We start from the raw sequence: 22,864 nt of genomic DNA, 5'->3' as shown, positions 1-22,864 counted from the left end.
CGGCGACCCCTCGCCACGGCGTAGAGTAGGAGTCCCCCTCGGGGATAGGTCGTGCAGGCAGGAACCGGAACACCATGGCGCAGCATCTGGAAGGCGACTGGTTGGAACTGGCAACCACGGGTGGCAACGTCATCCGCGTGCAGAAGAGCGTGCATCCACGCTCGCGTCGTCTGCGCCTCACCGTCACGCCCAAGGGCGCGCGCGTTACGTACCCCAATGGCACGCATCCGGCGCAAGTGAGCGCGTTCCTGCGCAGTCATGCGGACTGGCTGGAGCAGAAGCTCGACGAACTGCATCTGGTCACCAAGCCGCTGCCGCCGTTGCGTCTGGGTTATGCCACCGATTTTCCGTTGCGCGGCGAGGTGACCAAGCTGGAGTGGGCCGAAGGCCCGTATCCGAAGGTCGAGCCGTTCGACGGTGGCGTGACGCTGATCATTCCGCGTCCGCATACGCGGGCGTTACCTGTTGCGCGCGGTCTGCTTGCATCGTATTTCGAAGCGCAGATTCGCCGCGATGTATCGCGCTGGCTCGCCGGTTATGTGCCGCAGTTGGGGCTGGCGCCTACAGCATTGCGCATTCGTCCGATGAAAAGCCTCTGGGGCAGTCTGGACACTCGCGATCGCATCAATCTCGATCTTGCGCTTGCGCTAGCGCCGCCGACCGCGTTGCGCTATGTGCTGGTGCACGAGCTTTGCCATCTGAGAGTGCGCAGCCACTCGCGGCGTTTCTGGACACAGGTGGAAAGCCTGTTTCCCGAATGGCGTGAAGAACGCGACTGGCTGCGCCAAAATGGGGCGATTCTGAAGGCCGAGCTCGATCGGCTGATCGCCGACGTTGCCGATTAATTTTCCTTCTCGTCTCGCCCGTCGTTGTTTCTCATTTCTTCGCGAGCCACGCACGCACGGTGTGGCGCAGCATAGCGATGGACACGGCGAGCAGCACCAGATCCTTGATCAGAAAGCTGGTGGCGCCGCCCATGGCGGGAAAACCGCCGGCAGAAGCCTGCCATGCGCCTGGCGTCGAAAAAATCATCGTCGGCGTGATCGCGAACGTCACGATCGAACCCAGGGCGCCGAGAAAGGCTGCAGGCGCCCAGCGAAGACCGGCCAATAACAACAAGCCGATGCCCCATTCGGCCACGCCCAGCGCGTAGCTGGCTCCGTGCACGCCGAAAGCGGTATGCATCCAGCCGAGGATCGGACTGTTGCCGATCAACGGAACGAGGCCCTGTGCTTCGTAATCGAACCACTTCGTATAGCCGAACATGAAGAAGATGAGCACCATGACGGCGCTGAACAGACGCATCTCGAACGTGCCGGACAGCGAGACGAGCGCCTTCTTCGGTTCGGAATATCCTTGCGTGACGTACGACAGATTCGAAGCAGATGTATTAAGTGGAGTGTTCAAGATCGTGGCTCCTATGTAGGCGGGGACGGCCTGAGGCTGTCCGCGAAGCGGATCATCCTCAAGTGCCTCCACGATAAAAGCTCGGTCTCGTTCCGACATCACCTCAACGTCCGGATATGCTGCTCGTGCATCCGGACATGTTCATATGCATGAAGAAAAGTCGGCTTGAGTCGCGTGCCGGCTGATTTCGGTGCCTTTGTTATCAGTGCGACAAGGCGAAGGAAGTGATAATGCGCGCCACCTCATCGGGCTTTTCCAACAGCGGCATGTGATTGCAACCATTCAAGATGCTCGAGCTGATCGCGCTGGAGTTCTTCAAGCCATTGCGCAGACTGTCCAGACCGGAGATGTCCATGACCTTGTCGTCATGGCACCACAGGCCGAGTACCGGCATGGTGAGCTTGTCCAGGCGATTCTGCAGGGAAAGGTATTGCGACTCGTCACGCAGCTCGTTGAAGACCTTGTCGTTGAACGCACGGTTGGCGATGTTGCGCTTGACCAGCACATCGACGATACGGCCGGGCACTTGCGGTGGCGTGGCGAAGGTCAGCGCGGTGGCGCGCTCGAAACCGGCACGGTCGTCGTAGTCGAACAGATTCTTGCCGGCCAGACCGGCACGGGTGAAGTCGTTGGGATTGGTCTTCAGTCCCAGTGAATCCATCAGCACCAGTTCGGCGACGTGCTCGGGATGCTCGGCCGCATACACGCCGGCGATCGCACCACCCATCGAATGGCCAACCAACACGAAGCGCTGCAAGCGCAGTGCGGTGACAAAGTCGTTCAGACGTGCCGCCTGCGCATCGATGTTGTAGCTGGCACCGTCCACGCGTGTGGATTCGCCCCAGCCCGGCAGGTCGGGGATGATCACGTGGAAGTGTTCGCCGAGAATCTTGGCCTGCTTGAGCCAGACATTCCTGTCTGCGCCAAAGCCATGCAGCATGACCAGCGTGATACTGCCCTGGCCGCTTTCGTAATAAACCCAGTGCGTGTCGCCCACGTCGACCGAGTGCGTCTCCAGATGCGCGGCCATCGCTTGTCGCGCGGCATCGGCGCGCATCAGCCATTGCGGGGCGAACAGGTAGCTGCCGCCGAACGCGACGCCAAGCACGACCGCCACGATGGCGAGAAACTTCAGGCGACGGATCAGCATGCGCTGCCACAGCGGGCGTTGCGTGGAGGAGGTAACGGGGTTGTTCGTATTCATATCGATCAATGGCTGCTTGCGGCTGTTGCGGGCGCGTACATCGCGTCCGATTCTTTCAGGTAGTCGTCCAGAGGTTCCAGGCCCATGGTCGCGCGCTGCTCGTCGACATGCGCGGCGTCTTCCATCGGCAGCGGCACGCTGCGGCCATCCTTGACCTCCACCTGCGAGCCGTAACGCTGCTTCTTGCCTTGCGCCAGCAAGACGCGGTCGGTCAGCAGGGCAAACTGTTGACGTGACAGTTCGCCGTTATGCATGAGCGGCTCGGCCTTTTCCAGCACTTTGGCCTGGAATGCCGGATCCCGGTCCGCATGTTGGACAAGCAGGAAGAAGTTGGAGACGCCGCTGCGTCCGACCATGGCGGCGTCGGGAAAGCCGACCTTGTCGAAGATCGCCTTGATGCGTGGCAGATGTGCTGCATCGATGGCTATGATGCGTTTCTGTTCGGCCGAACCCTCTTTCATGCCTTTCATGACATAGGTCGTTCGTGCGACTTGTTCCGACGACACCATTTCATGCAGATCGGTTCGCAGCTGCGGGTTGCTTACCGGATGGTTATCTGTCGAAAGGCGCGGAATGGCCGCGGCATCGGCAAGCGATTTGCCGCCGTCGACCTGGGTTTGCACCTGTTTCAGATAGACGTCCAAAAAGGGCAGGCCGGCCGAGTCACGATACGCGTTGGCCGTTGATGCCTTGATCGCGGGCGATGTCACTACGTTGCCTTTCTCGAGCGCGAGCAGCGTGCCGAATTGCTGTGGCCGCTGGTGTGCCACCTCGATCCGGTCGTTAAGCGCGGCGAAGGCGAGGGCATCGATATCGATGCCGATGCGCGAGGCGAAGTGCGATTCGGCGTCGCCCTGAAAATCTTCGTCGATGCCCGCACGTTCGGTCAGGTGGCCAATGGCGTCGACGCCGTCACGCCCGGCGTTCTTGACGGTCGGCCAGCCGTATTGGCCGATCAAGGCCTTGAGGCGATGCACGGCAGCGGCGTCGAGCGCGGTACCGGGGGTGTTGTCCAGCGCAATCAGGGCATCGTGCAATGCGGGTTGGGTTGGGACGACCGTCTGCGCAGCCATTGCGGTCGACATCAGCGCAAAACAGAGCGCCGTCCATGCCAGTCTTGCTGAAGCTTTCATGCGAAATCCTTCCTGATGCGCTAGATCGAGCGGACGAACCGCCGACGCATGCTAAACGAATGGCCGCGCCAAGTTGCGAAACCCGGCGCGGCCACTGAGATCACGACTTCTTGTCGCCTTTCTTTGCCTTGGCGAGCACGCCTTCCACGGCCTGCTGCGTCAGCGGGTGATAGCCGGCCTTGGCCTTGTCATAGACTTGCTGGGCAAAGGCCAGGCCGTCGGGCGTGGCGACCAGCGACTTGTACAGCGGCAGCGTCAGGTACAGGCGGCCGATCCGGGTCATATGTTCGGCGGCGGCCGGCCATACGTCCTTGTCGCCAGCGGCGATGGCGTGGCTGTACCAGCGCATGCCGATCTCGGCGTTCGGCGTACCGGTGAGGTGCCAGGCCGCATCGAGCTGCTTGAGCTTGTCCAGCGGCGCTACGTCGGGCAGGCGGTCGAGGAAGTACATCCATTCCTGCGTGTTCCAGCCTTTGGCGTCCAGCTTGGACGCATCGAGCGAGCCGGCGAGGAAGTCGGCGCGTTCCTTGTCGATGGCGGTGAAGCGCGGCGAGTCGGGCAGAGGCGCGTTCTTCGGCACGCCCGGCTCGTAGACCCACTCCTTCACTTCGTCCCAGCTCATCTTGCCCGGGTATTTGTCGATCAGGTTGGGCTTCAAGTAATCGAGCATTTGCTCGGTATCGATGCTCTGGAACGCAAAGTGGGCGAAATACCCCTTCAGGTAGGCGTCGAACACGTCACGGCCAAAGCGTTGCTCAAGCGTGCGCAGGAACCACGAACCCTTCGAGTAGGCCACGTCGGAAAGCGAATCGTCTGCACCGACACCGTGCGGATCGGGTGCGAGCTTCTGCGAGTTCGCCGGCATGTGCTCGAGCTCCTTCTGCAGCCCGCGTGCCGACAGCAGCGCTTCTTCGTCGGCCAGCGCCTTGCCGTAGACGGCTTCGGTGATACGGCCCTGCACATAGGTGGTGAAGCCTTCGTTCAACCAGATGTCGCGCCACGCGGCGCTGGTCACCAGGTTGCCCGACCACGAATGCGCAAGCTCATGCGACACCAGCGAGACCAGGCTCTTGTCGCCGACCAGTACGGTGGGCGTGGCGAAGGTCATGTTCGGATTTTCCATGCCGCCGTACGGGAACGAAGGCGGCAGCACCAGGATGTCGTAGCGGCCCCAGGCATACGGGCCGTACAGTTTCTCGGTGGTTTCGATCAGCTTTTCGGTGTCTTCGAATTCATGCGCGGCTTTGCCGACGATGCTCGGTTCGGCGTAGATGGCCGAGCGAGGGCCGGTTTCCTTCACCTGCAGGTCGCCGGCGGCAATCGCCAGCAGATAGGACGGAATCGGATGCGGCTGCTCGAAGCTGAAATCGCCGTCGAGCGGATGCCTGGCGTCGTTGAGCGCGCTCATTGCGACGCGTACTTCCTTGGGTGCGCTGACATGTGCCTTATAGGTAAAGCGAATCGCCGGCGAGTCCTGCAGCGGCACCCAGGAGCGCGCATGGATGGATTCGGACTGCGAGAACATGAAAGGCAGTTTCTTGTCCGCCGTCTGGGCCGGGGTCAGCCATTGCAGGCCCGAGGCCTCCGGTGCCGTGGTGTACACGATGCGAACCTGGCCGGGGTGCTTGGGCGCCTGGATGGTCAGCTTGCTGCCCAGTTCCTTGTCGCGCGGCGCCAGGGCGTACTTCAGCGGACTGGTCTTGCCGTCGGCGGCCACGGCCTCGATGCTGGCGATCTTCAGGTCGCGCGTATCGAGCACGAGGTCCTTTGCCTTGGGGTTCTTCCAGTCCAGCTTCAGCGTGGCCTGGCCATCCAGTTCCCGCTTGGTGAAGTCCAGCTTCAGATCGAGATCCAGATGGCTCACCCGGACCATGTCCGGCTGAGCGTACGAGTGCGGGTCGGCGGCGTAGGCGGTTACGGGCAGTACGAACGCGGCGACCGTGAAGACAGGCAACAGGCGCATGTGGGGCTTCCCTGACGGTAAACGTCAAGTATGCCACTGCGCCTGGGCTAGGGCTTCATGACCAGGGGCACTGGGGATTCGGGTCGAAATCTCATTGCTGTTTCGGAAACGAGTGCGAGTGCAGCAATCTACTAGAAGCTCTCTCCTATCCGTCGTCCCGGCGAAGGCCGGGACCCAGCGCCTTATGCTTCAAGTTGCGAAAGACGCTGGGCCCCGGCGTTCGCCGGGGCGACGATGGAAACAGAGGTAACTCATGGAATCGCTTCGACGAAAAGCTCGCTTCAGCCGAATCACGACTTCTCCAACGCCACATTCCACATCGCCCGTGTCAGCGGTCGGTCCTCGTGCGGCGTCTGCAGTACCACCAGCGTGGTGGTGCTGATGCTGGGATGGATCTTGAGCAGGCGGTCGAGGATGTTTTCCAGGTGCGAGACCGACATCGCCACCACACGCAGCGACGCGGAATCCTCGCCGGCCAGGCGCCGACAGGTGATCACTTCGGGAATGTCGGCCACCAGCTCGCCCACGCGCGCGCACACGCCGCCGTCGCAGCGCAGGCGCACCATCGCGTCCAGGCCGAAGCCGAGCGCCTTGGGTTCGATCACCGCGCGGTAGCCGCGGATGACGCCGCCTTCCTCCAGGCGCTTGACGCGCTCGGCGACCGCCGGCGCCGACAGGTGCACCTTGCGGCCCAGCTCCGCATAGCCCAGGCGCGCATCCTGCTGTAGCGCCTCGATCAGTTGCCAATCCTTGATGTCCAGTTCGAGTTTCGATTCCATAGCCAGAACACCGTCTTTTGAGGATATCGATGGTAAATCGATGGATGAGCCTATGATCCATCATTCACGCTTTTTCGTGTCCTCGCTAGGATATTCGCGTTCTCCCTCCCCGGTGCATCCATGGAAAACGAACGTCTGGACGGTCGCGCACTTATCGCGATCGCGATTGCTCTATTGACCTGGTCCTCGGCGTACGCGGCGATCGCGTATAGCCTCGCGTCGTTTACGCCCGGGCAGGTGGCGTTCGCGCGCCTGCTGATCGGCTCGCTGTGCTTTGGCGTACTGCTGCTGGTCAAGCGGGTGCCGATGCCGGCCCATCGCGACTGGCCGGCGTTGATCGGGCTGGGGCTGATCGGCCTGACTGTCTACCACGTGTGTCTTTGCTACGCCGAAACGCGCATCGCCAGCGGCACGGCGGCGATCCTGATTTCCCTGGTGCCCGGTGCGACCGCGGCGCTGTCGGCGATCTGGCTGCGCGAGCGATTGGGTGGGCGCAAGCTGCTCGGCCTGGGCGTGGCACTGGCCGGCGTGATCCTGGTGGTGCTTACCAGTGGCAAGCAGCTCAGCTTCGAGCCGATGGCGGCGCTGGTGCTGATATGCGTGGCCGCTTCGGCGATCTACTTCGTCGGGCAAAAGCCGTTCTTCGCTCGCAGCAGCACCTTGGGCGTCACCGCCGCGACCTTTTTCGGCGGCACGCTTGGCGCGGCGCCGTTCGGCCTGTCCGGTTTGAGCGAGGCCGTGATGCAAGCTCCCGCTTCGCACCTCGCCAGCCTGTTGTGGCTGGGTGTCGCGCCGACCTTTGTCGGCTATATCGCCTGGAATATCGCACTCAAGCGTGCATCGGCATCGCAGGTCAGCAGCTTTATCTACCTGTCGCCGCCGATCGCCGTATTGATCGGCTGGCTGTGGTTGAGCGAGCGGCCGACCTGGCTGACCCTGGCCGGCGGCGTGTTGACGGTGGCGGGCGTGGTGTTGGTCAATGCACGTCGCCGTGCCGTACCCGTACCGGCGCAGGCGGTCGCACTCAAGCATTGAAGCCATCGTTCTCGGGGAGAAAACGTGTACACGCTTTATATCGCCAACAAGAATTACTCGTCGTGGTCGTTGCGGCCATGGGTATTGATGCAGGCCTTGGGCATTCCTTTCGAGGAGCGCATCGAGCCGTTCGACGAAACGATTGCACGCGGTCAGTTTCTGCGCGTTTCGCCCAGCGGCAGGGTGCCTTGCCTGCACGATGGCGATGTGGTCGTGTGGGATTCGCTGGGCATCACCGAATACCTGGCCGAGCGTCATCCCGGCGTATGGCCGGCCGATGCCCGCGCGCGCGCCTGGGCGCGTTGTGCGGCTGCGGAGATGCACAGCGGCTTTCAGGCATTGCGCGATCATTGCCTGATGAGCTGCGGCGTTCGCGTGCAGCTGCATGACACGCCGGCTCCCGTGCATGCGGATATCGCGCGCATCGATGGATTGTGGAGCGAAGGGCTGGCTCGTTTCGGCGGCCCGTTCCTTGCCGGCAAGGCATTTACGGCTGTCGATGCGTTCTTTGCGCCGGTGGTGTTTCGCGTGCAGACCTACGGGCTTGCGCTGAGCGATGCTGCAAAGGCTTACGTCGAGCGCATGCTGGCGTTGCCCTCGCTGCAGACCTGGTATGCGCAAGCGGTCGCGGAGACTTGGCGCGATGGCCCGCATGAAGTGGATATGTCGCGCGTGGGTCGCGTGCTGGTGGATCTTCGCGCAACCGGTTGAGCATCAGGCCGCCAGCGGAAGCCGGCGCGCCTGCCATCGCCCGAGTGCGATCAGCACGAGGGCGATCACCAGGAAGGCGGCGAGTACAACGATCGCGTCGAGCAGCACCTGCGCATAACCGATCGCCTTCACGTCCAGGAAGGGATAGGGATACCAGCCGTCATACGCGCCGCGCAGCAAGGCGTAGACGAAGTACGCGGCCGGATACAGCAGCCACACCCACACCTGGCGCCAGTGCAACGTCTGCTTGGGTACGCCCAGCCACCAGTAGACGAGAAACCATACCGGCATGACGACGTGCATGATGTTGTCGCCGATGATCTGCAAGCCCTGCGGGTGCCAGAGCTGGCGCAGCATGATGTTGTAGACCAGACCTACCACGGTCATGCTCATCGCGATGGCGGTATGCACGCCCGGGCGTTGAAAGAACCGTATCGATGGTCGATCCGACCGCAGGCTTGCAGCGGTCAGTGCCCACGCGGCCAGGATGTTGCTGAGGATGGTGAAGTAGCCGAAGTAAAGCCACAGCGCCGCGCCGATGCCCTCACCGGCGATACGCTTGAGTTCGATGGTGAGGTAGAGCTGCAGCAACAGGCCGAACCAGCCGACGATGGCACCGAGCAGGGCGAGCGGGCGATAGCGGTTCGGCATGAGTGGCTACTCCGTGTTTTTGCTCTTCGGATGGTCGCAGCTGAAGGAAACCCGGAATAACCTCAGTTTTTATCGTCATTCCGGCCTTCGCCGGGATGACGGATAGGAGAGGTTTGAGAGACTCCCCAAACCGCGGCGAAACCAAAAATCAGAACTTATAACCGCGATGAATCGCCACGATGCCATTGGTCAGGTTGCGCACATCGACGCGGCCGAAGCCGGCGCGCTCCATCATGCTCTTGAGCGTTTCCTGGTCCGGATGCTTGCGGATCGACTCGGCCAGGTACTGGTAACTGTCGGCATCGCCGGCAAACAGCTGGCCGAGCTTGGGCAGCACCTTGAACGAATGGAAATCGTAGAGCTTGCTGAAAAGCTCGTTCTGCACGCGCGAGAACTCCAGCACCAGCGCGCGGCCACCCGGCTTGAGCACGCGGCAGATATCGGCCAGCGCCTTTTCCTTGTCGGTGACATTGCGCAGGCCAAAAGCCATCGTCACGGCGTCGAAACTGTTGTCCGGGAACGGTAGTGCCTCGGCATTGAGCTGCGCCCAGCGCAGGCCGTTGACCAGCCCACGGTCGGTCAGTCGATCGCGACCGACGCTCAGCATCGCCGCGTTGATATCGCCCACGACGACATCGCCTTCCTCGCCTACCACCGGCTTGAGCAGCGCGGCGATATCGCCGGTGCCGCCGGCCAGATCGAGCACGCGATCGCCGCGACGCACGCCGCTGACCGCCACGAAATGGCGCTTCCACAAGCGATGTACGCCGAACGACATCAGGTCGTTCATCAGGTCATAGCTGCGCGCCACCGAGGTAAACACCTGGCCGACGAGCTTTTGCTTGTCGCCGACCGGGACGTCACGGAAGCCGAAATGAGTGGTGTTCTGGGGCTGCTCGTTCATGGTGTTCATGCTACCAGTTTGCTCGAAGGCTCAGGGGCGCGGTCAGCGCTGTTCGTGTTCGCCGTGCTCGGTTTCGACATGCCGATCATGCAGCTCTTCGCTCGTGCTTGGCGGGCTGGCGGTGGTTTCTTCTTCGGTCAGCACGCCTTCTTTTTCGTTGTCGCCACCCGGGGTGATCTTCAGGATCGAGTGGCGTACTTCGCGTGACAGGATCACGCGCGCATCGCGCACCATGTCTTCGAGTGCGCGGTCATAGTCGAGCTTGCCGTTTTCGTCGGTGGTCAGGACACGGCTTTCGCGCAGCTTCTGGATGAAACCGCGGAAAAGTGCCTTGTCGAAGAACTCGGGCGCGGACAATTCGTTGAGCAGGCTCAGTCGTTGCGCGGTCAGCGCGCATGCGTTTTCCAACTCGGCGGCGGTCAGCGTATGCGGGCCGTTCTTTACCAGCGCCGCGATGGTGATGTAGTAGCGCTCGAACGCCTGAATGAGCGTGCGTGCGATCACCTTGAGCTGATAGGCGCCGTCATCCTGGCCGGGGCCGCGTTCAAGTACGCGACCTTCGCCGGTCGATTCGAGCAGGCCGCGACGCACGAAGAAATCGATGGTCGCCTGCAGCTGCTGCGAGAAACCTTCGGCATCCCAGGGCAGGAACAACTCGCCCTGGATAAACGGATAGATGATCTTGCCCAGGCGCAGGATCGACACGCGCGTCATGCGACGGTTGTTGAGGAAACAGCAGGCGACCCAGGCCGCGGTGGCGGTCAAGTGCAGGACGTTGTTGCGGAAATAGCTCAGCAATACCGCCTGTTCGTCCTCGGTAACCAGCACGTCGCCCAGCGGATGGCGCACGCGGCGAATCCAGCCCATCTGCTCGCCATAGGCGATGATGCCAGCCGGGTCCATCGGGGTCAGCGTGACGCGGTCGGAGTAGGGCAGCTCGGCGATCAATGCCTTCATCAGCTCCAGCTGCACCAGCAGATCGTTCTCGGCCATCGCATGCTTGGGCGTGGCCAGTAACGCGAGTGCGAGCAGGTTGATCGGGTTGACGTCCGCCGCGCGGTTGATATTGATCTGGATCTTGTCGGCCAGGCTGTCGACCACGCTGTTCAGCCATTCCGGCTTGGCATCGGGATCGCCGCTGGCGGCTCGCCAGTCGGAGCCGGTGGCGTCGAGCAGCGGGGTCAGTTCGATCGGCTCGCCGAAATTCAGCGCGACATGGCCGTAGTGCTGGCGCAACACCTTGAGGCCACGCAGCAGACCGAGCAGCGATTCTTTTTCCTTGGGTTTGCCGGACAGCTCGCCCGCATACGATTTGCCTTCCATCAGCTTCTCGTAGCCGATATAGACAGGCTGGAACAGCACCGGGCGGCGCGGCGCACGCAGGAACGCACGCACCGTCATCACCAGCATGCCGGCACGCGGAGCAAGCAGGCGACCCGTGCGTGAACGGCCACCTTCGATGAAGTACTCGATCGGTACGCCACGATCGATCAGCTGCGCCAGGTATTCGTTGAACACCACCGAATACAGCGCATTGCCCTTGAAGCTGCGGCGCAGGAAAAATGCTCCGCCACGGCGCAGGATCGGTCCGATCACCGGCAGGTTGAGGTTGACGCCTGCGGCGATATGCGGCACCACGACGCCGGCCATGTGCAGCTGATAGCTCAGCAGCAGGTAATCGGTATGGCTGCGATGGCAAGGCACGTACACCACTTCGTGGCCGGGCGCGGCAGCGCGGGCCTTGTCGAAGTGGTGCATGGCGATACCGTCGTACAGCTTGTTCCAGAAGTTCGACAGCAGGAACGAGACCGAACGCACCACCGGATGCGAATAATCCGCGGCGATTTCCATCGCCAGCTTGCGCGCCTTGCTCCACGCCTTGGCATGGCTCAGGTTTTCTTTGCTCATCGACGCGGCAATGGCCTCGCGCACCGGCTCGGCATTGAGTACGGCGTCGACCACGGTGCGGCGATGCGACAGATCGGGCCCGATCACCGCCGCACGGATACGGCGGAAATGCGTGCGCAGAACGCGTGCCAGCTTGCGCGCAAAGCGTTCAGGGCGAACATCGCCAGCGTCGTTGACCACGCTGCGCAACGACACCGGGGCGGAGAAGTGCACGGCGGTGTCGCGGCCGTTGAGCAGCAGCGCCAGCATGCGGCGGAAGCGGCCGACGACGACCCAGTTTTCCGAGAACAGCACGCTGAACCAGCCACTCTCGCGGTTGGGCGCGCGGCCGACATAGATCGACACGGGAACGATCTGGATGTCGCGATCGGGCTGTGCCTCCAGCGAGCGCACCAACTGGCCGAGCGGTTCGTTCGGTGCGCGATGACGGTTGCGCCCGAACAGCCAGCCGTCGCGGCGGGCCAGCGCAAAGACCGACCGCCGGCGTCGCGTGCCGGCGAGTGGCTGCATCGGGCTGGGCAGGCCGGCTTCGCGGCAGGCGCGCTCGAGGATCAGCGCGTCGGACAGCCCATCGCGCTCGATGACATAACAGACCGGCACGCCGGGCTGCAGCATGGCAGCCGGCTCGGCCGGGTCGCGCCGCAGGCGCACCCAGGGTTCAAGAATCTGTCCGGCCAGGTGAAACCACCAGGGGGAACGGCTACGGGAGGCGGTGGAATCCGCGGTCGAGATAGTCGGCATGCCGCTATTGTAACTATTGCGGCGCTCCGCCTCTTAAGAACTCGTTTTGGCGGTGACGGTCGATGCCGCAGGCGCCGGCGCGGCCGTTGTGCTGGGCGCCGGTTCGCTGAGCCGCTTATGCGTCTCGCGGGCGTTATTGAGCAGGTCCTCGCTGTACCAGCGGCCGTCTTGCTGGATCAGCACCGATTCGGTCGAAAGCGGCTTGCCCAGCAGGACATAGTCGATCTTTACGCGTGCGTGGCCGTTGGCGTTCTCGATCGTGCTGAGCTTGACCGAGTCCCAGGTCTGGTCCAGCGACAGGCCATAGAGATTCAGCACCTGCTTCAAGCCTTCATAGCCGATCGAGTATTTCTGCATGGCGGTGGCGAAATCCATGCCACGCAGCTCATCGGCCGATTTCAGATCCAGCTTGCGCGCCGTGGCGACGACGATGGTGACGCTCTGCCTGGCTTTGTCCTGGTCGAACCATGGCGCCTGCTGCACCCAGGGCGCCAGTGTGTCGACGACCGCATTGGCCTGGGCTTTCTGCGTGGCGGTCATGTTCTTGTCCTGCTCCACGCCGGTTTTGGCGATCTGCTGGACGATGCCGATCATCACTGGCATCTGGTCGCGATACTGCTGGGAGAGCTGCACAAGCTTCGGCTTGAGTTCGGCGTAACGCTTGTTTTCCGCATCCGGCTCGGTCCAGGCGGTGTAGTTCTTGGTGAACTCGGCCCGTTGCTCGTCGGTAAGCGGCTGGCGGTCGGGATCGGGTTTGCTCCAATCCAGTTGGAGTGTGGTGAAGTCCGCGGGCGGCAAGGCGTGCTTCCAGAACCCGGCGAAGTCACCGTTCTTGATCAGGGTGACCGACTGCTGCACCGCCGCTTCCGGCGTCTCGCCGCCCGATGTCGCAGCTTGCTGCTGGTCCTTGTCATGGCAGGCGCCAAGGGCCAGGGTGGTGGCGGCGATAAACAGAAACGAGCGAAAGCGAAGGCTGCGCATGGGTGATCTCGCGGTGAGTGGCTGTTCGCAGCCAGGCGGGACGGCCGGCGGAGCGTATAGGTGGGGGTGGCGCCTAAACAAGAGGCGGAAGGCGCGTCGTCGCTGCCGCTGGTGCCTGTTACCGGGGGCTACGCTTGAGCGTCAACAGGCCCTAAAAGAAAACCCCGCGGGCGTTGGGCCTCGCGGGGTAATCCGGCAGAGCCGGAAGGGAAATGGCCTCGCCTGCAGTGAATTAGAGGTCAGCAGGATTTGGCGAGGGAGATATTACTTCTCCGTTAAAGCTAAGGCAATACCTTACATATACATATCTAAGCTATTGATATTAAAGAATTGGCTTGGGTCAGTTGTAGCGCAGCGCGCCGATCTTCTGCTGCCGGCGCTGTTCGCGGGGCAGGCTCCAGTCATTGTTGAACAGTGCCGGCTCCCACGAACCGTAGCTCGGGTTCGGCAACACGAACCAGCGCGTGCCGATCCAGGCCATATAGGGAGCGATGGCTTTCTGGCGACCTTCGGCGGTGTTGGCCAGCACGTTCGCGAAATCGCCGATCTGATCGCCGAACTGCATCAGCACGCGATATTTGCGGCTGATCAGCTGACGACGGCAACCCTTCTCGGTGCCGACCTGCTCGCAGTCCTGCACAAAGGTGCCCAGGCCGAGGAAGGATTCAGGGCCCGATACCGGTACGCCCGCCTTACGCAGATTGCCCAGAGTGGCTTCGTCCAGATCCTTGGCGCGGTTGGATACGTAGATCACCGCAATGCCGTGCTTCGCGGCGAACTGGGTGAATTCCACCACGCCTGGCAGGGCACGTGCTTTCTCTTCCTTGCACCAGGCCGCCCAGTCGGCTTCGTTGAATTCGCCGCCGCTCTTGATCAGGCGCGCCTGGTAGGGCGAGTTGTCCAATACGGTCTCGTCGATATCCAGCACCACGGCGGGCTTCAGACCGGCAGCGGGAGCGACGCGATCATCCTTGGCCAGCGCGTCCCATTGCTTGTCTTTCATCGCGGCCAGCAACCGGCTCTGCGCATCGCGGTAGGTCTGCAGATAAATCAGGTCGTGCTCGACGGCTGTCTGGGTCCAGGCGACCGCATTGAGATTGTCGTCGGCGGACGTCGCGGGTGTGGACGCAGCGGGGAGGGCCGGCTCCGTTATCGTCGATGCATGGGCATCACGGTGAGACGGAGCGGACGAGCAACCGGCGAGCAGAACAAGTGCGGCGAGCGTTGCCGATGAACGGATAGACATGCTTTGGACCCTGTGGCTGAGACAAACGGATAATCTCGCTAAAGTTTACGACAGCACTGTGTCTGAACAGATCCCAGGGTGGCAGGGCTGGCGATAGCGGCGAGGTACTGACAGACTCCCCGCAATTTCCTATGCGGCCGATCCATGGACCTTCATCAGCCCGCCCCGCGCCCCGCGCAGCCTGTCATTACCGTCGCCAGCTACATCCTGGTGGGCCTGGGCCTGCTGTTGATCCTGCTGCTGCACCTGTTGCCGGCGTTGCTGGCCGGGCTACTGGTATTCGAGCTGGTGCAGTCGCTGGCGCCGTTGCTGGGGCGGCGCATTCCCAGCGATCGCGCACGCGTGCTGGTAGTAGCTGTGCTTGGCGCGATCGTGGTCGGCCTGCTGATGCTGCTGATCCTTAGCACCGTCAGCTTTCTGCGCAACGAGATCGGCAATCCCGAGCAGCTATGGCAGGTCCAGTTGATGCCGCTGGTCGAAAAGGCCCGCCAGCAACTTCCGCCGTCGATCACCGGTTGGCTTCCCGACAGCGTTGACGATCTGCGCATCATGGCGTTGGAGCTGACTCGCAAGCATGCCAGCAGCTTGCAGTTGCTGGGCAAGGGCGCTGCGCGTGCCCTGGTGCATATTCTCATCGGCCTCGTACTTGGTGCGATCGTCGCCCTGAGTCGTGCACGGCCGGCGCATCAGGTCGGTCCGCTGGCCGCCGCCATGGGACTGCGCTGTCAGCGGCTGGCCGAGGCGTTCCACAACATCGTGTTCGCGCAGATCAAGATTTCAGTCGTCAATACGGTCTTCACCGCGATTTTCCTGGTCGTCGTGCTGCCCTTGGCCGGTATCCATCTGCCATTGACCAAGACCTTGATCCTGGTGACCTTCCTCGCCGGCCTGTTGCCGGTGATAGGCAACCTGATCTCCAACACCGCCATCACCGTTGTCGGGCTGTCGGTATCGCTATGGGTAGGCGTCGCGGCGCTGGCTTTCCTGGTGCTGATCCACAAGCTCGAGTACTTCCTCAACGCACGCATCGTCGGCACGCAGATCCGAGCACGGGCGTGGGAATTGCTGATTGCCATGCTGGTGATGGAGGCCGCATTCGGGTTGGCGGGCCTGATCGCCGCGCCCATCTACTACGCGTATCTCAAGAGTGAGCTGGAGCAGGAGAGGCTCGTCTGAGGCGCAAGAATGGTCGATCGCAAGGGCACGGTCCGCAAGTTGAAGCGAATCGCAGGATATTGTTGCAGTTGAAACGATAGACTCGTTAGCTAATTTGCCGGTTTGTCTGCGCAGAAACTTTTCCCCTGCGACCGGGCATGATTTCACCGTGGCGGACATCGGATCGAAAAACACGATCGACCGCAGACGAGGACGGCGATGTCGCCCCTGACCATTGCTATCGCTCGAATCTGGCGAGGTTCGTCGCCTTTGCATTTTCGAAGTTGCATTGCCTGGTTTGCAGGATAAATAAATCGATTTCTAAATCAATTTCCATTTGATTCATTGATAATTTCGAGAATAAAAAAACAAAGATTTTAGCTGTCGAAAGAAAAAGCGAATCACAAGAAGTTTCGATGGCAAGAACTTGAAAAAAAAGGCGCAAAATATAGGGGTTTCGTGAGAAAAAAACGAAACTTGAACATTTCTCTTGAATACGTATTCTCGGAATCAAGCGGCCCTGCGGTGGAGGGTATTCGCGCTGCGTCGGTGGGGTACTGAGCAGGCGAATTGACCAGGGCCGACACAAGAACACCTAGCCGAATTTCGCTGTTAGGTTTTTTGCTTTTTTTCGAGATTTTCGAGGGGAGTACCTACATGTCTATGCAGTACGCACGTTTCGCGCGTAAGAAGATTGTTTTGTCCGTTGCCCTGGCGCTGGGCGTCTATGGTGGTGCCGTCATGGCGCAGAGCACCGTGGGTATCGCCTACGGTACGGCCGATCCCGGCGCGCAGGTGCAGCTGACCAATGTGAGCAGTGGCCAGGTACGCACCATCACGGCCGACAACGATGGCCGTTTCCGTGCCGCGGCGCTTGTCCCGGGCAACTATCACATCAGTTACCCACAAAAAGGCCAGACGGTTACCCGCGACATCACCGTTTCGGCCGGCACCGGCTTCAACCTGGATGCCGGTACCGCGGTTGCAGCGGCTAGCGCCAACGCGACTCAGCTAGGTTCGATCACGGTCCAGGCCAATGCCCTTCCGGCGATCGACGTGTCCTCCGTGCAGACGACCACCACCTTCACGGCCGATCAGCTCAAATCGCTCCCCATCGCCCGTAACGTGACGGCTGCGGCATTGCTCGCGCCGGGTGTGACGCGCGGCGACTCGGCGTTCGGTAACCTGGCCTCGTTCGGCGGTTCGTCGGTGGCGGAGAACTCCTACTACGTCAACGGCTTCAATGTCACCAATCAGTTCGATTCGCTCAGCTTCGCGCAGGTGCCGTATGAGGCGATCGACTCGGAAAACATCCAGGATGGCGCGTTCGGTCCGGAATACGGCAACTCGACCGGCGGCGTGGTCTCGATCCAGACCAAGCAGGGTACGAACGAGTGGAAGGGTGGTATCGACGACACCTGGAATCCGGTGGGCCTGCAGGCTAGCTTCCCGACCATCTACAAGAACAACGGTGCGCTGCAGCAGGTCAATAGCGGCAATCGCAACTTCTCCGGCGGAAACAGCAATACGGGCGGCCCCGTCGACTTCAGCAATCGCTGGAGCGCCTGGTTGGGCGGCCCGCTGATCAAGGACAAGCTGTTCATTTTTGCCTTGGTCAGCCAGACCAAGACCAACGACCAGAACTACGCCGGCTTCATTCCCGACGGCGGCACCAACGGTGGCGGATTCCAGCAGACGCAGGAAAAAGATCCGTACTGGCTCGTCAAGATGAACTGGAACATCAACGAGAACAACATCCTCGAGTACACGGGCTTCAGCGATACCCGTCACTACACGACCGATGTGTACAACTACGGCTTCGACCCGAACAACAACCCCTATCATTTCGATCAGCAGGGTGTGTTCAAGCAGAAGGCCGGTGGTCAGACCAACATCCTCAAGTACACCGGCTACATCACCGACAATTTCAACGTCCAGGTGCAGTACGGCAAGAGCAAGAACAAGCGCATCAACACCGCTGTTTCGGCTAACGGCACGGTGGAAAGCTATGACGGCATTCTTGCCGACGCGCCCTTTGCACCCGGCTGCCCAGGCATCAACGACAGGCGTAACCCAGTTATCGCCGGTCAGATTGCGCCGATCCAGTCGTGCGCTTTTGTGCCTGGCGGCTCCTTGACCAGCGCAGACGGCGAAGACTCGCGTTCCAGCGGTCGTATCGACCTGCAGTGGAAAGTGGGCGACCACGAGTTGTCCGGCGGTTTCACGCGCGACGTGACCAAGTCCAACACGGGTACGGTCTACGAGGGCGGCGCTCTGTACGAGTACGATCCGCTGTCGCCGACGTCGGGTGCTTCTCCGGCGGACAACACCGTCACCCAGACCGTATTCGCGACGGGTGCGAAGGTCGGCATCACGCAGCGCGCCGAATACGTGCAGGATCTGTGGCACATCACGGACAACTTTGTCGCGCGTCTGGGTTTGCGCAATGACCAGTTCAACAACCGCAACGGCCTGGGTCAGACCTATCTCAGTCAGGGTCACAATCTCCAGCCGCGCCTGGGCGTGTCGTGGGATGTCAATGGTGATTCCTCGACGAAGATTTACGCCAGCGCCGGCGATTACTCGTTGCCGGTCGACGCGGGCGTCGCCATCCGCGGTGCCGCCGCTTCGCTGTATCGCATCCAGACGTACAACTACACCAGCATCGATCCGACGACCGGCGTGCCGCAGGGCCTGACCCCGATTGGCGACCCGCTGTACGCCAACGGCGAGACCGGTGTGACCCCGCCCGCGCAGTCGGTAGCTTCGTCCGGCCTCAAGCCCTTCAAGCAGCGTGAGTTCATCCTGGGCGGTCAGCAGCAGCTGGCTGGCTGGACGTTGGGTGCGAAAGCGATCTACCGCAAGGTGCTGACGGGCATTGACGACACCTGCGATTTCCGTCCGGTCGCCGCTTATGCCAACGCAACGTATGGCATGGCCCTGGATCCGAACTCGCTGTCGCCTCCGGGTGATAACCCAGGCCTGCCGGGCTGCTACATCTTCAATCCGGGTAGCGGCATCAACCTGCAGTTGCCGTTGGTGGCGGGCAGCAACCAGCTCTATCCGGTTCATCTGAGCGCGGCCCAGCTCGGCGAGCCCAAGTACAAGCGTGACTATTACGCCCTGCAGTTGACGGCGGAAAAGAACTTCGACGACAAGTTCTATCTGAACGTCTCCTACGTGTGGGCCAAGTCCTGGGGTAACTCGGAAGGTCTGGTGGACTCGAACATCGGTCAGGCCGACACGGGTACATCGGAGCTGTTCGACTATCCGGAACTCATGACCGGTGCCAACGGCAATCAGCCGAACGATCGCCGCCACACGTTGAAGGCGTTCGGTGCATGGAACATCACCAACGAATGGCAGCTCGGCGCGAACTTCATCTGGCAGTCCGGCCGTCCGGAGAACTGCTACGGTGATGCGCCGATCGACAACGTGATCGGCGGTTACGGTTCGGGCGGCGCCTCGCCGTACCTGTATTGCACGGCTGCCGACGGTACCAACGGTCATACCGCTCCACGCGGTTCGATCGGCACCACGCCGAACTACTGGCAGCTCGACCTCAACGGCTCGTACAAGCCGCAGTGGGCCAAGGGCGTGACGCTCCGTGCGACCGTGTTCAACGTGTTCAACAAGCATCAGGTGTTGACCGTAAACGAAGTCCAGAACGCGAACTACAACTCGGACCTGGGTATCGCCGGCAGCACGTTCAACTCGTCGACCTACCTGACCCCGACGGGCTTCCAGCCGCCGCGCTACGTGCAGCTCAACGCGGAATACGACTTCTCGCTGTAAACGCCATACCTGCCATTCTGGGCAGGGATACACCAAGCCGCACGGACCTCAGGTCCGTGCGGTTTTTTTGTTTTTGGATACGGGGTAGAAGACGGGCTATTCGGCGCGGCGATTTGCTGCCGTAAGTTTCGCGAAACCTATATTGGCAAGCAAATACAATGAGTTATAAAAAACCCTACCTTCTTGCGGATATGTAAAATTCGCAACTAAATGTTGCGTGCGCGAAATGTCCATGTTAAACAGTTGTCAAGCACGACTGTCTGAATTTGGGGTCAGGCACATAAGGGGACACGGGCCTCGTCGCGCCACGTTCCGAAGGAAGGGAAGCCAGGAGGAGGCTCCTTCGGAAATCTTCAAGTAGAAAAGCTTTAGGGGAGTTACCAATGTTGAAGTCCAAGCTTTCGGCTGCCGTTTTGGTGGCTTTGGCGGTTGGCTATTCCAGCGCATATGCCGCTGGTGCACCGCAAGACACGCAAGGTGATCAGTCGGCCGATGCCAGCAAGGCCAAGAAGCTCGAAGCCGTTACGGTTACCGGCTCGCTGATTCCACAGACCCAGGTTGAAACAGCTACGCCGGTTATCACCATCACGGCCAGTGACTTGAAGGCCAAGGGCTTTACCACAGTCGCCGAGGCGCTGCAGCAATCGTCGTTTGCGACGGGCGCGGTGCAGGGTGCGAACTTCTCGGGTGGCTTCACACAGACGGCGCAAACCCTCAGCATTTTCGGTTTGCCGGTCGGCTTCGTGAAGTACCTGATCGACGGTCGCCCGATGGGTGACTTCCCGGCACTCTACAACGGTAGTGACGCCTTCAATAACTTGAGCGGCCTGCCGGTGGAGATGGTCGATCACATCGACATCCTGCCGGGTGGTCAATCGTCGCTGTATGGTTCGGACGCTATCGCAGGCGTCATCAATATCGTGCTGAAGAAGAAGCTCGATGCGCCTGTACTTGATGTGCGCTATGGCTGGCATAAAGATGGTGGCGGCGCTGATCGTCGCGTTTACCTGGCCGATAGCTTCAATTGGGGCAAGCTCAATGTGTTGGCCGGCGTGCAGTTCGAGAGCACGCAGCCTATCTGGGCCTTCGACCGTAGCTTGACCCGACAGTTCTATCAACAAGGCACAAGCCCGGCGATCGCCAGCCGTGATTTCCTCGTGCTCAGTGAAGTCCAGGGCAACGGCTACTACGACCCCAATCAACTCAACCCCGGTACTGGTTGCGGTAACGTAAGCAGTTTGTACAACGGAAAGACGGGATATCAAACTCGTCCCGGTAGCGGTAACTATTGCGGTGAGTTTGTCAGCCCAGGCTATGCAACGCTGACCACGGATCAGAAGACAGCCAACCTCTATACTCACGCCACCTTCGACGTTAACGATAACGTCCAGCTGTATGGCGACCTGCTGTACAACTACGACGAGCAGAAGTATCAGCCGGGTTCCAACTTCATGTTCTGGAGCACCCAGGACTATGGCTTGATCTACGATCCGAAGTTGAATGACCTTGTACTCATGCAGCACGCCTTCTCGCCAGAAGAAGTGGGCGGCTACAAGAACATCGAAGATAAGAATACCGAGAACTCTTACAACCTTAATTTGGGTGTGAAGGGTACGTTCGGATCTTCGAAGTGGGACTACGATTTAGGCTTTACGCACTCGCAGGATCAGCTGCTTTCGCGCACGTTCCAACGTTTCAAGGGCCCGATCGACGCGTACTTCCAGAGCCATGTGCTAGGTCCGCAGCAGGGCTTGGATCCGTTCTTCAACTATTACCCGGTGTTTTCACCGAACTATAGTGCGTTCTACCAGCCCGTATCGCAGGCTGATTTTGATAGCTTCACTGGTTACACCACGACACGGTCGAAGACGTGGGACAACATGTTGCGCGCGCAGATCACCAACGCGTCGCTGTTCTCTCTGCCTGGCGGCGATGCCGGTCTGGCTGTTGTGGCCGAGGCGGGTAACCAGGGTTGGGATTACTCGCCCGATGCACGCGTTCTCAATGGCGACGTATGGGGCTACACGGACGTTCAGGGCGCGGGTCATCGCTCACGCTGGGCGACCACTGCAGAGTTCAGTGCGCCTGTCACATCGATGCTGACGGTGGATCTGTCAGGCCGCTACGACAACTACAATGTTCAAAACAAGACCATTAGTCATGGTACTTACAACATTGGTCTTGAGTTCCGTCCGTTCGAGATGCTCCTGTTGCGCGGCAAGTACGGCACGGCATTCAAGGTGCCTACGCTGGCAGACGAATTTCAGGGTGAGAGCGGTAGCTACTCCAACGTAATTGACTATTCGAACTGCGCTATTTCTGGTGCAACACCGGACAAGATCGCCGCATGTAAGCCACCTTACAACTTGGTGCAGTACCTCGGCAGCACGAGGGGTGATCCGAATCTGAAGCCCATCACCGCGAAGGTGTGGAACTATGGCTTAGTCCTGGCTCCTCTTCCGCAGATGTCGCTGAGCGTCGATTACTATCACTACAACATCAAGAACGAAGTCGCTCCTCAGTTTGCCAACAACTTGTCTCTGCAGGAATATCAGTGCAGCATCGGTCAGATCGATCCTAACTCACCGACCTGTCAGAACGCCGTAGCCTCGATTACCCGTGGTCCTTCGACCGATGGCGTGCATCTGGGTACGATTCAGGCGATCAATACGCCGAAGGTGAACGTATCGCAGGAACTGGTGAATGCGGTAGTCGCGAATTTTGGCTATATCCAGGACATCGGCCGTTTCGGAAAGCTATCGTTCAACACCTCTTATAGCAACGTACTGAAACATGAGCTTGAGCAGTTCCCTGGCGATCCGCCGATTGACGAACTGCGCGACCCGGAGTTCAGCACTGACTTCAAGACCAAGGTCAATGCGTCTATTACTTGGACGTACGACAAGTGGAGCACCACGCTCTACGGCAATCGCTATGGCTCGACGCCGAACTTCATTGCGACTCAGATTGGCTACGGTCAGCCTGGTGCCGCAAAGCTCGCGCCATGGTTCGTGTACAACGCCAGCGTAACGTTCAACCCGACCGATAACCTTGCCTTGTCGTTCCTGGTGGACAATGTGTTCAACAACATGCCGCCAGAAGACCACAGTTATCCGGGTACCGAGGGATCGCCGTATAACTCGCTCAACTACAACGTGAACGGTCGCGCTTATTACGTTCAGGCGACTTACAAGTTCGGCAAGGCAAACTGATCTGCCTTTGATTGAAAAAAAGCCCCGCGGATAGCGGGG

General features: G+C 60.7%; 16 protein-coding genes. 6 read left to right on the top strand and 10 right to left on the bottom strand.

Features of this window, described 5'->3' with window-relative positions; genetic code table 11:
• Positions 1-74 precede the first annotated feature (74 nt).
• Entirely contained in the window at positions 75-845 is a 771-nt protein-coding gene (locus tag ACZ6WW_RS09425; protein WP_465273961.1) for a M48 family metallopeptidase, read from the top strand.
• Positions 846-876: 31 nt separating this feature from the next.
• Here ACZ6WW_RS09425 and ACZ6WW_RS09420 read toward each other — a convergent pair whose 3' ends face one another.
• From ACZ6WW_RS09420 to ACZ6WW_RS09400, 5 genes are all read right to left on the bottom strand, one after another.
• Positions 877-1,407: a YkgB family protein gene (locus tag ACZ6WW_RS09420; RefSeq protein ID WP_465273960.1), complete on the bottom strand. Its 531-nt coding sequence runs from the start codon at positions 1,405-1,407 to the stop codon at positions 877-879.
• Between the two features lie 202 nt (positions 1,408-1,609).
• On the bottom strand, positions 1,610-2,557 hold the full coding sequence (locus ACZ6WW_RS09415; protein WP_465274052.1) for an alpha/beta fold hydrolase: 948 nt from the start codon (positions 2,555-2,557) through the stop codon (positions 1,610-1,612).
• Positions 2,558-2,616: 59 nt separating this feature from the next.
• The gene (locus tag ACZ6WW_RS09410; RefSeq protein WP_465273959.1) at positions 2,617-3,744 is read right to left on the bottom strand and encodes a DUF6624 domain-containing protein; all 1,128 of its coding nucleotides are present in this window, start codon (positions 3,742-3,744) and stop codon (positions 2,617-2,619) included.
• Positions 3,745-3,844: 100 nt separating this feature from the next.
• Entirely contained in the window at positions 3,845-5,707 is a 1,863-nt protein-coding gene (locus ACZ6WW_RS09405) for a M1 family metallopeptidase (protein ID WP_465273958.1), read from the bottom strand.
• Between the two features lie 290 nt (positions 5,708-5,997).
• Positions 5,998-6,486: an Lrp/AsnC family transcriptional regulator gene (locus tag ACZ6WW_RS09400; RefSeq protein ID WP_281850670.1), complete on the bottom strand. Its 489-nt coding sequence runs from the start codon at positions 6,484-6,486 to the stop codon at positions 5,998-6,000.
• Positions 6,487-6,606: 120 nt separating this feature from the next.
• On the opposite strand from ACZ6WW_RS09400, the gene ACZ6WW_RS09395 reads away from it, so the two are divergent.
• Positions 6,607-7,521, top strand: coding sequence for a DMT family transporter (locus ACZ6WW_RS09395; RefSeq protein WP_465273957.1), 915 nt, complete (start codon positions 6,607-6,609; stop codon positions 7,519-7,521).
• 24 nt (positions 7,522-7,545) lie between these two features.
• Positions 7,546-8,232, top strand: a complete 687-nt coding sequence (locus tag ACZ6WW_RS09390) for a glutathione S-transferase family protein (RefSeq protein ID WP_465273956.1) — start codon at positions 7,546-7,548, stop codon at positions 8,230-8,232.
• Between the two features lie 3 nt (positions 8,233-8,235).
• Here the strand turns inward: ACZ6WW_RS09390 and ACZ6WW_RS09385 are convergent, their stop codons facing one another.
• The 5 genes from ACZ6WW_RS09385 to ACZ6WW_RS09365 form a co-directional block, all read right to left on the bottom strand.
• Positions 8,236-8,883, bottom strand: coding sequence for a Pr6Pr family membrane protein (locus ACZ6WW_RS09385; protein ID WP_465273955.1), 648 nt, complete (start codon positions 8,881-8,883; stop codon positions 8,236-8,238).
• Between the two features lie 148 nt (positions 8,884-9,031).
• The gene (gene ubiE / locus ACZ6WW_RS09380) at positions 9,032-9,787 is read right to left on the bottom strand and encodes a bifunctional demethylmenaquinone methyltransferase/2-methoxy-6-polyprenyl-1,4-benzoquinol methylase UbiE (RefSeq protein WP_465273954.1); all 756 of its coding nucleotides are present in this window, start codon (positions 9,785-9,787) and stop codon (positions 9,032-9,034) included.
• 42 nt (positions 9,788-9,829) lie between these two features.
• Entirely contained in the window at positions 9,830-12,436 is a 2,607-nt protein-coding gene (plsB, locus tag ACZ6WW_RS09375) for a glycerol-3-phosphate 1-O-acyltransferase PlsB (RefSeq protein WP_465273953.1), read from the bottom strand.
• Positions 12,437-12,469: 33 nt separating this feature from the next.
• Positions 12,470-13,417 carry a hypothetical protein gene (locus ACZ6WW_RS09370; protein WP_465273952.1) on the bottom strand — a complete coding sequence of 316 codons (948 nt, stop codon included), beginning with the start codon at positions 13,415-13,417 and terminating at the stop codon, positions 12,470-12,472.
• Between the two features lie 340 nt (positions 13,418-13,757).
• Complete coding sequence (locus ACZ6WW_RS09365) at positions 13,758-14,663, bottom strand: 5'-nucleotidase, lipoprotein e(P4) family (protein ID WP_465273951.1); 906 nt, start codon at positions 14,661-14,663, stop codon at positions 13,758-13,760.
• 144 nt (positions 14,664-14,807) lie between these two features.
• Between ACZ6WW_RS09365 and ACZ6WW_RS09360 the strand changes: the two genes are divergently transcribed.
• From ACZ6WW_RS09360 to ACZ6WW_RS09350, 3 genes are all read left to right on the top strand, one after another.
• Positions 14,808-15,839 carry an AI-2E family transporter gene (locus tag ACZ6WW_RS09360; RefSeq protein WP_465273950.1) on the top strand — a complete coding sequence of 344 codons (1,032 nt, stop codon included), beginning with the start codon at positions 14,808-14,810 and terminating at the stop codon, positions 15,837-15,839.
• Between the two features lie 636 nt (positions 15,840-16,475).
• Entirely contained in the window at positions 16,476-19,613 is a 3,138-nt protein-coding gene (locus ACZ6WW_RS09355; protein ID WP_465273949.1) for a TonB-dependent receptor domain-containing protein, read from the top strand.
• Positions 19,614-19,996: 383 nt separating this feature from the next.
• Positions 19,997-22,825 carry a TonB-dependent receptor domain-containing protein gene (locus ACZ6WW_RS09350; RefSeq protein WP_465273948.1) on the top strand — a complete coding sequence of 943 codons (2,829 nt, stop codon included), beginning with the start codon at positions 19,997-19,999 and terminating at the stop codon, positions 22,823-22,825.
• Positions 22,826-22,864: the final 39 nt, after the last annotated feature.

The organism is Dyella sp. NPDC103356, assembly GCF_055584465.1.
The sequence above is the reverse complement of the archived record's forward strand: the minus strand, read 5'-3'. Positions and strand labels throughout refer to the sequence as shown.